2 protein-coding genes and 1 pseudogene are annotated in these 13,167 nt (G+C 35.9%); all 3 read left to right on the forward strand.

The window, feature by feature from the left end; translation table 11 throughout:
• Positions 1-4 precede the first annotated feature (4 nt).
• The 3 genes and pseudogenes from DRZ96_RS05330 to DRZ96_RS11710 all read left to right on the forward strand — a co-directional run bounded on the left by DRZ96_RS05330 (position 5) and on the right by DRZ96_RS11710 (position 13,031).
• Complete coding sequence (locus tag DRZ96_RS05330) at positions 5-4,006, forward strand: FtsX-like permease family protein (protein ID WP_112889858.1); 4,002 nt, start codon at positions 5-7, stop codon at positions 4,004-4,006.
• Positions 4,007-4,678: 672 nt separating this feature from the next.
• A pseudogene (locus DRZ96_RS05335) lies at positions 4,679-7,546 on the forward strand (SHIRT domain-containing protein); the annotation flags it as partial.
• Positions 7,547-7,562: 16 nt separating this feature from the next.
• Positions 7,563-13,031: an SHIRT domain-containing protein gene (locus tag DRZ96_RS11710; RefSeq protein WP_112889860.1), complete on the forward strand. Its 5,469-nt coding sequence runs from the start codon at positions 7,563-7,565 to the stop codon at positions 13,029-13,031.
• The last annotated feature ends 136 nt before the right edge of the window (positions 13,032-13,167 follow it).

Consider the following 13,167-nt stretch of genomic DNA (forward strand, 5'->3'; position numbering starts at 1 on the left):
GAGGGTGAAAGCTCGCGACAAGGATAATCTCAGGGAGATAAAAAATTCTCTACCGAGATTTATTTCAATAATGATAATTGTCTTCCTCGGAGTCTTTGTCTTGATTGGACTTATTTCCACAGGCAAGGTTATGAGGAATACAATTGATGATAAAATTGAAAAATTAAATCAAGAGGACCTAAAGGTTTCCGTTCCCATTGGACTTGAAGCTAAGGACCGACAAATTATCGAGGACCAAGAGGATATCAAGGAGCTGGAGTATGGTTATGACAAGGATGTCTTTCTTGAAGGAGATCCAACTGTTATAAAAGTTTTAAACATGCCCTATGAAATTTCCAAACCAGAAATAATTGAGGGAAGAGAACTTGAAGGACCTGATGAAATTATTTTGGATTCCAGAATGAAACAAACTGGGAGTAAAATTGGGGACACAATAAGCTTTAAGGAAGATAACGACGATGATGAGGACAATGATCTAAAGAGACTTTCTTTTAAGGTTGTTGGATTTGCAAATTCTTTGGACTTTCTCCAAGAGAACAATGCAACTTATTCAGAAAGAGGATACGGGCAAATTTCTTATTTTGCCTTCATTGACGATGGAAATTTTTCTGGTGACCCTACTCTTGCCAAGATAAAATTTTTGGGGACTGAAGGCTTAAAAACCTCTGACAAGGACTATATTGACTACATGGATAAGAAGAAAAGGGCTCTTAAAATTGACTTGAAGTCTAGACCCAAGGAAAGACTTGACTCAATCCAGGGAGAAATCTCAGATAGAATCACTGACGCAGAGGACAAGATCACCGATGCAGAAACTAAGTTATCTGATGCTAAGGACAAGCTAGTCAAGGGGCGAGAAGACCTAAACAAGGGGAAGTCCGACTACAAGGAAGGCCTTGACAAGTACAATGAAGAAAAGAACAAGGCGGAGTCGGAAATTTCTAAAAATAGGGACAAGCTTTACAAGGCATCTGTGGAAATAGATGATGGTGAGAGAAAGTTAATTGATGGTTACGAAAAATTATCTGATGGCAAGAAGAAACTTGATGATGCCAAGTCTGAATTAAATTCTGGAAGAAAGAAGCTGACAGAGGGCAAGGAAAAGTACCAAAAAGGTCTTGGAGAAGTGGAAGCTTCAGAAAAAGCCCTAAGACAGGGAGAAGACCAGCTAGCTGAGGGAAGGAAAAAGCTTGATGATGGCTGGGACAAGATCGAAGAATCTAGAAAAAAACTTGCCGACGGAATGAAAAAGTATGAAGAAGGAGAAAGAGAATACCAGTCTGGTATGGCTCAACTTGAAGCTGGCAAAAATAAATTAGTTTCCAAAATGGGGGCTTCATCTTATGAAGATGCTGTGGAAAAAATCTACGCCCTAGACAAGGCCTTGGAAGCTGGAGAAGATCTTGTAAAAAAACTTCCGACTATTGAAGATGAAATTGCAAAAACTTCCTCACAAATAAAGCAAGTTGATAGTGGCCTTTCACAAATTGATGGACAAATTTCTTCCTTGAAAAACTCCTTAAATAATCCTGACCTGTCTGATGAAGATAGACAAAATATAGAGGGACAAATTGCAGGACTTGAAGGAAAAAAATCTGAACTTGAAAAGAACAAGGCTGCCTTAAATAAAAAATTAGACTTCCTAAAGACATCAAAGGAAGAAATTGACAAGGCAGTGGAAGAAATAAATAAGGAAGTCCCTGGTGGAATCACAGGCAACTTGTCTGACTTAAAGGCAAAATTAAAGGAAGGCAAGGCTGGTATTGCTACTATCCAAGAAAATGAAAAGAAACTTGCAGGAGCCAGGGCTACTCTTGATGCCAGCAAGAAGCAAATAGAAGAGGGAAATAGGCAACTTGAAGAGGGGATTGCAGAGACAGAAAAGGGAGAGATGGAATATGCCAAGAGCAAGGATGAAATCGAGAAAAACAAGAGAAAACTTCAAGATGCAAGAGAAGAATTAGAAAAAGCAAAAAATAAAATAAGTGAATCCGAAGAAAAATTAAATAAGGGAACTGCTGACTATGAGTCTGGAAAAAAAGAATACGAGGAAAAGTATGATGACTATGTGGAAGGCAGGGAAAAACTTTCAAGAGCCAAAGAAAAATACTTGTCTGGAAGAGATGAACTGGACAGGGGCCAAGACAGACTTGATGAAGAATTAAAAACTGGTAAAGACCAGTTAAATGATGCCAAGTCAAAACTCTACAAGGCAGAAAAAGATTTGAAAAAGGGAGAAGATGAATACCAAGACAAGTCTCAAGAGGCTGAAGAAAAAATTTCTGATGCAAGAGAGAAAATTGCAGATGGAAGAAGATATCTAAGTTTAATCAAACAGCCTCGCTATACAATTACACCAAGGCACTTGTCGCAAGACATCAACACCTATCTTGACTACGCAAAGAGAGTTGACGGCCTTTCCTTTATCTTCCCAATATTTTTCTTTGCCATTGCCCTTCTAGTTTGTTTCACTACAATGACTAGGATGGTCGACGAAAACAGGCTTGTCATTGGAGCCTACAAGGCTTTGGGTTATACCAAGAAAGAAATTGGAAGGAAGTTCTTCCTCTATGGATCACTTGCCTCCTTAATTGGTGGGACCTTGGGAGCAATTTCTGGTTCCTACATCTTGACCTATATAATTGGAAACGCCTACTCAACAAAGACAATTTTTGAAAATAAACTATTAATAAATATCTTTCCACTAAGAGTTATTTTCGCTATTGTCATTGGATTTTTATTCACAAGCGTAGCTGCCATGATAAGTGTCAATAAAAATCTAGATGAAAAGACAGCCAACCTCTTAAGAGCAAAGGCACCATCTAAGGGAAACAGGATCCTTTTGGAAAAAATTCCCCTTATTTGGAGTAGGATGAGCTTTTTAGCAAAGGTAACAGCGAGAAACCTGTTCTTGTCTAAAAAGAGGATGTTCATGACAGTGGTGGGAGTAATGGGTTGTGCAGCCCTCTTAGTACTTGGATTTGGTATATCTGAATCAGTAAAGGACGTTGAGACCCTACAATTTAAAAATATTTTGAAGTACGACCTGTCAATACTTTATGACAAAGACCTAGATGAAGACTCTTACGAAGAATACAAGAAGTCCTTGGCAGAGAAAAACTTGGACTACACAGAGTCCTATCAAGAATTATTTACAGTTGATTACAAAGAAATTGACCAGTCAGTAAATGTTATAGTCCCAAGGGACAAGGAAGATTTCAAAAACTACGTGGCTCTCTTTGACAAGGACACAAGAGAAGAATTAGAGCTTCCAAAAAAGGGAGTTATAATCACAGAAAAACTATCCAAACTTAAAAAGTTAAAAGTTGGCGACCCACTAGAAATTAGAGACGTCTATGGAAATGAATTCGAAGTAGAAGTCGCCGGCATCAGTGAATTTTATCTTGGACACAATGTATACATGGACAGGGACTACTTTGAAAAAGTAACAGGATCAGAATTCAAGTCCAACACAGACCTAATAAAAGTTCCTAAAGGCTTTGACAAGGATGACTTTATAAAGTCAACAATAGAAAAGAAGTCAGTCTTTAATATAGGAAATGTTGGTGACATGAAGGATGTATTGAATCAATTCCTGTTTTCAATAACTAAGGTTGAGATAATTATCCTAATAGTGACAACAATTTTGGAAGTCGTAGTCCTTTACAACCTTACAAACATAAACATCGAAGAGAGAATAAGAGAAGTCTCAACAATAAAAGTTCTAGGCTTTTATCCAAGAGAGACAACATCATACATTTACAAGGAAACCTATATCTTGGCAATAATTGGAATCATAATTGGACTGGGCGTTGGAAAAATCCTCCATTACTCTGTCCTACAAATAGTAGTTCCCTTTATGGCCATGCTGCCAGAAGACTTGAGCCCAAGACCCTTTATCTTGGCAGGAATAATAACAGCCCTTGTAAATACATTTATAATGATAATCTTCCACTATAAGATAAAGAAGATAAAGGCCATAGATGCCTTGAAGTCAAATGAATAAGATGAGACATAGGATTTGAAAAAAAATATTGAAAAATAAAAAGCAAGTGTTAAAGACCACTTGCTTTTTTAGTGGGAATTTTTTATATAAATTTTACAATATTTGATAAAAATTATTAATATAACAAAAAAAACTGATTTATGTACAAAAAAACTAGAAGAACCTTTTATATACTTGAATAATGTAGTAAAATTAGCTTAGGTGAGTGAATTCATTTTTAAAAACAAGGAGGTTTGATATTTGGTTTTACAAATATAATATATATAATGTTTTAGAAATTTAATCTAGAACAGTAAAGACAGCAAACGATATATTGTGATAAAAACTTATTGCAATATAAAAAGGAGGATTAAAGTGAAAAAGAATAAGAAAATAATCTCGTTGCTTATTTTAATGCTCATGATAGTTGGAGTATTTGCAACAGATAAACTTAGCGTATTTGCAGAGATAAATGATAAAGATTTTGATGTAAATACTGATTGGCGTATGTCAAATGACATCACAACTGAATTTTCAGTTCCAGATGGCGTTAGAGCCTATTCTACAGGAAAAGCTAAAGTTGGAAACATAGGTGTAACAGCAAAATTTGTTAAACAAGCTGATAGAAATGATGGAGCATCATATTTATCTGGTAACGGAAAACACCAAGCAGATTATGCTGCAACATCTGATATGTTTTACGCCAATCCAGATCCATCAACAATTCCTGCCTTAGCAATTAATGCCCAAGCAAGTAATGGTGTTGGTGGTAAATTAAACACATATCAAAAAGCTAATTATAGCGGTCGTGCTGAAGTTGGAACTGTAACACTTACATTTGATAAAACAGTAACTGACCCAGTACTAGACTTATCAGGACTAGGCGGATACGTTAACGCATTCGGTGATTTTCAATATTCAAATGGAACAGGGGCTGTACTTGGTAGAGGATCATTTAATTCTACTGATATAGAGCTAATCACAGATGGAGTTTCATTTGAAAAGGGAGCTTCAAATTCTAACTTAGAAGTTACTAATAATACGATTAAGGTAAAAAATAGAAATACTTTTACACATGCTAAGCTAACACAAGGAGAACACATCCAAAATAATGGATATCCAAGTCCAAAATTAGTACCAGCAGGTACAGGAAGTGTTATCTTAAAGGGAACATTTAAAGAAGTATCATTAAAGCTTTATCACAATGCTACTCCATATTCTGCTTTTCCAACAGATAAATACGGAACAAGTAGAGTTTTCTTCACTAATAACAATAACTCACAATATGGTGATGGAATAAATGGTCTGAATGTGATTAATACTGAAAAAATACAAATTGGAAATAAAACATATAATAATTTAACAAACTGGGACAAATTCAGAATTTCATTAAGATTACTAAAACCATCATCAATTGGAGATAGAGTTTGGTTAGATGAAGATGCTAATGGAATCCAAGATGCAGGAGAAAAAGGAGTTGAAGGAGTAACAGTAAAACTTCTTGATAAAGATGGAAGTCCAGCTAAAGACTTTAACGGAAATCTAGTTCAAGACCAAGTTACAGATGCAAATGGTAATTACAAATTTGAAAACTTGCCAGCAGGTGAATACGTTGTTCAAGTAGTTACAAAAGACGGTCAAACTCTTACAACAAAGGGACAAGGCGCTGCTGATAAAGATTCAGACCTAGATCCAAAAACAGGAAAAACAGATGTAATTAAATTAGAAGCAAATGAAAACATCACAAATGTAGATGCAGGTATTGTTCCAGCAAAAGAATACAAAGTAGACTACGAATTCCAACCATCAAAAGCAGAAGGAACACCAAGTGAATTACCACAAGGCGTAAAAGATCAACTACCAAAAACAGTAGAAAATCTAGCAGATGGTAAATCAGTTCCATCACCAAAAGAATTCACTCCAGTAAAAGATGAAGTGAACAAAGGAACATGGACATTTGAAGCGTGGGATAAAGAAACTGCAAAAATCAATGGAGCAGACGAACACGTAACAGGAACATGGGTATTCACAAAAGATGAAGAACCACAACCAAAAGAATACAAAGTAACTCACGAATTCAAATCAGGAACAGCTGGAAAAGACTTACCAGACGAAGTAAAAGCATTATTGCCAAAAGACCAAACAGGAAAAGTAGATGGCAACACAGTCGTACCAACAGAACCAGAACAAAAAGAGGTAACAACATCAGAAGGAACATGGACATTCAAAGGCTACGACAGATCAAATGCAACAATCGATGGAGCAGATGAACACTTTGTAGGAAAATGGGAATTCACACCAAAAGAAGACCCTAAACCAGAAACAGGAAGTGTATACGTAAAATACGTAACAGAAGACGGAAAAGAACTAGAACCTGAAAGTGGAGTACTAGTAAACGCAGAAGTTGGAACAAAATATACAACAGAAGAAAAAACATTTGACGGATACGAATTTGTAAGAATGGATGAAAAATCTGATCCAGCAAATGGAGAAGTTAAAAAAGACGACCAACACGTAATCTACGTATACAAACCAGTAGAACAAAAACAATACAAAGTAGACTACGAATTCCAACCATCAAAAGCAGAAGGAACACCAAGTGAATTACCACAAGGCGTAAAAGATCAACTACCAAAAACAGTAGAAAATCTAGCAGATGGTAAATCAGTTCCATCACCAAAAGAATTCACTCCAGTAAAAGATGAAGTGAACAAAGGAACATGGACATTTGAAGCGTGGGATAAAGAAACTGCAAAAATCAATGGAGCAGACGAACACGTAACAGGAACATGGGTATTCACAAAAGATGAAGAACCACAACCAAAAGAATACAAAGTAACTCACGAATTCAAATCAGGAACAGCTGGAAAAGACTTACCAGAAGAAGTAAAAGCATTATTGCCAAAAGACCAAACAGGAAAAGTAGATGGCAACACAGTCGTACCAACAGAACCAGAACAAAAAGAGGTAACAACATCAGAAGGAACATGGACATTCAAAGGCTACGACAGATCAAATGCAACAATCGATGGAGCAGATGAACACTTTGTAGGAAAATGGGAATTCACACCAAAAGAAGACCCTAAACCAGAAACAGGAAGTGTATACGTAAAATACGTAACAGAAGACGGAAAAGAACTAGAACCTGAAAGTGGAGTACTAGTAAACGCAGAAGTTGGAACAAAATATACAACAGAAGAAAAAACATTTGACGGATACGAATTTGTAAGAATGGATGAAAAATCTGATCCAGCAAATGGAGAAGTTAAAAAAGACGACCAACACGTAATCTACGTATACAAACCAGTAGAACAAAAACAATACAAAGTAGACTACGAATTCCAACCATCAAAAGCAGAAGGAACACCAAGTGAATTACCACAAGGCGTAAAAGATCAACTACCAAAAACAGTAGAAAATCTAGCAGATGGTAAATCAGTTCCATCACCAAAAGAATTCACTCCAGTAAAAGATGAAGTGAACAAAGGAACATGGACATTCGAAGCGTGGGATAAAGAAACTGCAAAAATCAATGGAGCAGACGAACACGTAACAGGAACATGGGTATTCACAAAAGATGAAGAACCACAACCAAAAAGAATACAAAGTAACTCACGAATTCAAATCAGGAACAGCTGGAAAAGACTTACCAGACGAAGTAAAAGCATTATTGCCAAAAGACCAAACAGGAAAAGTAGATGGCAACACAGTCGTACCAACAGAACCAGAACAAAAAGAGGTAACAACATCAGAAGGAACATGGACATTCAAAGGCTACGACAGATCAAATGCAACAATCGATGGAGCAGATGAACACTTTGTAGGAAAATGGGAATTCACACCAAAAGAAGACCCTAAACCAGAAACAGGAAGTGTATACGTAAAATACGTAACAGAAGACGGAAAAGAACTAGAACCTGAAAGTGGAGTACTAGTAAACGCAGAAGTTGGAACAAAATATACAACAGAAGAAAAAACATTTGACGGATACGAATTTGTAAGAATGGATGAAAAATCTGATCCAGCAAATGGAGAAGTTAAAAAAGACGACCAACACGTAATCTACGTATACAAACCAGTAGAACAAAAACAATACAAAGTAGACTACGAATTCCAACCATCAAAAGCAGAAGGAACACCAAGTGAATTACCACAAGGCGTAAAAGATCAACTACCAAAAACAGTAGAAAATCTAGCAGATGGTAAATCAGTTCCATCACCAAAAGAATTCACTCCAGTAAAAGATGAAGTGAACAAAGGAACATGGACATTTGAAGCGTGGGATAAAGAAACTGCAAAAATCAATGGAGCAGACGAACACGTAACAGGAACATGGGTATTCACAAAAGATGAAGAACCACAACCAAAAGAATACAAAGTAACTCACGAATTCAAATCAGGAACAGCTGGAAAAGACTTACCAGACGAAGTAAAAGCATTATTGCCAAAAGACCAAACAGGAAAAGTAGATGGCAACACAGTCGTACCAACAGAACCAGAACAAAAAGAGGTAACAACATCAGAAGGAACATGGACATTCAAAGGCTACGACAGATCAAATGCAACAATCGATGGAGCAGATGAACACTTTGTAGGAAAATGGGAATTCACACCAAAAGAAGACCCTAAACCAGAAACAGGAAGTGTATACGTAAAATACGTAACAGAAGACGGAAAAGAACTAGAACCTGAAAGTGGAGTACTAGTAAACGCAGAAGTTGGAACAAAATATACAACAGAAGAAAAAACATTTGACGGATACGAATTTGTAAGAATGGATGAAAAATCTGATCCAGCAAATGGAGAAGTTAAAAAAGACGACCAACACGTAATCTACGTATACAAACCAGTAGAACAAAAACAATACAAAGTAGACTACGAATTCCAACCATCAAAAGCAGAAGGAACACCAAGTGAATTACCACAAGGCGTAAAAGATCAACTACCAAAAACAGTAGAAAATCTAGCAGATGGTAAATCAGTTCCATCACCAAAAGAATTCACTCCAGTAAAAGATGAAGTGAACAAAGGAACATGGACATTTGAAGCGTGGGATAAAGAAACTGCAAAAATCAATGGAGCAGACGAACACGTAACAGGAACATGGGTATTCACAAAAGATGAAGAACCACAACCAAAAGAATACAAAGTAACTCACGAATTCAAATCAGGAACAGCTGGAAAAGACTTACCAGACGAAGTAAAAGCATTATTGCCAAAAGACCAAACAGGAAAAGTAGATGGCAACACAGTCGTACCAACAGAACCAGAACAAAAAGAGGTAACAACATCAGAAGGAACATGGACATTCAAAGGCTACGACAGATCAAATGCAACAATCGATGGAGCAGATGAACACTTTGTAGGAAAATGGGAATTCACACCAAAAGAAGACCCTAAACCAGAAACAGGAAGTGTATACGTAAAATACGTAACAGAAGACGGAAAAGAACTAGAACCTGAAAGTGGAGTACTAGTAAACGCAGAAGTTGGAACAAAATATACAACAGAAGAAAAAACATTTGACGGATACGAATTTGTAAGAATGGATGAAAAATCTGATCCAGCAAATGGAGAAGTTAAAAAAGACGACCAACACGTAATCTACGTATACAAACCAGTAGAACAAAAACAATACAAAGTAGACTACGAATTCCAACCATCAAAAGCAGAAGGAACACCAAGTGAATTACCACAAGGCGTAAAAGATCAACTACCAAAAACAGTAGAAAATCTAGCAGATGGTAAATCAGTTCCATCACCAAAAGAATTCACTCCAGTAAAAGATGAAGTGAACAAAGGAACATGGACATTTGAAGCGTGGGATAAAGAAACTGCAAAAATCAATGGAGCAGACGAACACGTAACAGGAACATGGGTATTCACAAAAGATGAAGAACCACAACCAAAAGAATACAAAGTAACTCACGAATTCAAATCAGGAACAGCTGGAAAAGACTTACCAGAAGAAGTAAAAGCATTATTGCCAAAAGACCAAACAGGAAAAGTAGATGGCAACACAGTCGTACCAACAGAACCAGAACAAAAAGAGGTAACAACATCAGAAGGAACATGGACATTCAAAGGCTACGACAGATCAAATGCAACAATCGATGGAGCAGATGAACACTTTGTAGGAAAATGGGAATTCACACCAAAAGAAGACCCTAAACCAGAAACAGGAAGTGTATACGTAAAATACGTAACAGAAGACGGAAAAGAACTAGAACCTGAAAGTGGAGTACTAGTAAACGCAGAAGTTGGAACAAAATATACAACAGAAGAAAAAACATTTGACGGATACGAATTTGTAAGAATGGATGAAAAATCTGATCCAGCAAATGGAGAAGTTAAAAAAGACGACCAACACGTAATCTACGTATACAAACCAGTAGAACAAAAACAATACAAAGTAGACTACGAATTCCAACCATCAAAAGCAGAAGGAACACCAAGTGAATTACCACAAGGCGTAAAAGATCAACTACCAAAAACAGTAGAAAATCTAGCAGATGGTAAATCAGTTCCATCACCAAAAGAATTCACTCCAGTAAAAGATGAAGTGAACAAAGGAACATGGACATTCGAAGCGTGGGATAAAGAAACTGCAAAAATCAATGGAGCAGACGAACACGTAACAGGAACATGGGTATTCACAAAAGATGAAGAACCACAACCAAAAGAATACAAAGTAACTCACGAATTCAAATCAGGAACAGCTGGAAAAGACTTACCAGACGAAGTAAAAGCATTATTGCCAAAAGACCAAACAGGAAAAGTAGATGGCAACACAGTCGTACCAACAGAACCAGAACAAAAAGAGGTAACAACATCAGAAGGAACATGGACATTCAAAGGCTACGACAGATCAAATGCAACAATCGATGGAGCAGATGAACACTTTGTAGGAAAATGGGAATTCACACCAAAAGAAGACCCTAAACCAGAAACAGGAAGTGTATACGTAAAATACGTAACAGAAGACGGAAAAGAACTAGAACCTGAAAGTGGAGTACTAGTAAACGCAGAAGTTGGAACAAAATATACAACAGAAGAAAAAACATTTGACGGATACGAATTTGTAAGAATGGATGAAAAATCTGATCCAGCAAATGGAGAAGTTAAAAAAGGCGATCAACACGTAACTTATGTATACAAGAAAAAAGAAGTGACACCACCTACAGATGTAGTTACAGAATACGTTGATGAAAATGGTAAGACTATTGCTCCACAAGAAAATGGAACAAAAGACAAAAAAGATATTGATGGATATGAATTTGTAAGAACCGAAAAAGATGAACAAGGTAATACAAGTCACATCTACAAGAAGAAAACTACTCCTCCTACTACAGAGGTAGTTACTAAATATGTAGATGAAAATGGAAATCCTCTTGCTCTTGAAGAAAAAGGAAAGCAAAATAAAAAAGATATTCCTGCTTACGAGTATGTAAAGACTTACAAAGACAAGGATGGAAATACTGTTCATGTTTATAGACTTAAACAAAATCCAACCCCATCAATAGAGACTAGATATGTTGATGAAAATGGAAATCAACTACTTCCTCCAAAGGAAGGAACAAAAGATCCAGTAACCATTGAAGGTTACAACTTTATAATCACAAGTAAAGATAAAAATGGTAACACAATTCACACTTATAGTAAAAAACCTACTGAAGGCGTTGAAACTAGATTTGTAGACACTCATGGTAATCAAATACTTGCTGATAAGACTGGAACACATGATTCATCACTTATAAATGGATATGAATTTGTAAGAACCGAAAAAGATGAACAAGGTAATACAACTCACATCTACAGGAAATTACCTACTCCTTCTAAAGAAGTAGTTACTAAATTCATTGATGAAAACGGGCTTGAATTATCCAATCCTCTAACTGGTAGAAATCCAAGTAAAGCAATTCCAGGTTATGAAATAGTTAGGACAGAAACAGATTCTAATGGCAACATAATATATGTTTACAGAAAGAAAGCTTCTGAGTCTGAAAAAATAACTAAATTTGTTGATGAAAACGGTAAAGAAATTTCTAAGTCTACAAAGGGTGACAATCCTAAGAAAGACATCGATGGATATGAATTTGTAAGAACCGAAAAAGATGAACAAGGTAATACAAAACACATCTACAAGAAGAAAGTAACACCACCAGCTGAAGAAAAAGGAAATGTATACGTAAAATACGTAACAGAAGACGGAAAAGAACTAGAAGCAGAAAGCGAAGTTCTAGTAAACGCAGAAGTTGGAACAAAATATACAACAGACAAAAAAACATTTGACGGTTATGAATTTGTTGAAATGGCAAAAGATTCAGCCCCAGCAAATGGAAAAGTTGTAAAAGGCGACCAACACGTAACTTATGTATACAAGAAGACAAAAGTAAATCCAGATCCAAAGCCAAATACTGGAAATGTTTATGTACAATATGTAACAGAAGATGGCAGAATTTTAAGTGAAAGAGTAGTAAAGAGAAATGCTCCTGTAGGCGAAAATTATTACACTGATCTAAAGAGTTTTGATGGATTTAGATTTATAGGAATGGGAAGAAATTCAGCTGATACAGATGGAAAAGTTGTAGAAGGAAACTTATATGTAACTTATGTTTATGAGGAAATAGATAAGCATGATTCTACTTTCCCATCTGGACAAAATAGACATCACGATAAAGGAACTCCAGTTGTAACAATTGTGGAAAATTCTGATAGAGTTATTTCTACTATAGAAACAACAGAAGTTAAAGAAAGACAAGAAGAATTAAATAACAATAAGGAACTTAATGCTACAGATAAAACTACAGATAAAGTTGAAAAATCTGAAGGTTTAAATGCTGAAGACAAAAAAGAATCTACAAATAATGAAAATGATTATGTTGAAAATTATGAAGAAGAGTTTGTAGAAAAAAATAAGTCAGTTAATGATGGTAATAAAGCTCCAAAGACTCAAGATCCAGGAATAGCTTTATATACTGGATTAGCAGTAGCTTCTTCTGCCTTATTAGGATTATTTGAAGTAAAAAGAAGAAAAAATAAGTAAGAGTTCATTTTAAAGATGTTTGTTAAAAATACCCTTTTCACTTGAAAAAGTGGAAGGGTATTTTTTTATCTGCGTTCAAAAAGTTTATATTTGTCTTTTTAAAATTGTAGTTTAAGCAACAAAAATGGAGCCTTTT

It is taken from the genome of Peptoniphilus harei (genome assembly GCF_900454685.1).
In the GTDB taxonomy this organism is placed as follows: domain Bacteria; phylum Bacillota; class Clostridia; order Tissierellales; family Peptoniphilaceae; genus Peptoniphilus_A; species Peptoniphilus_A harei.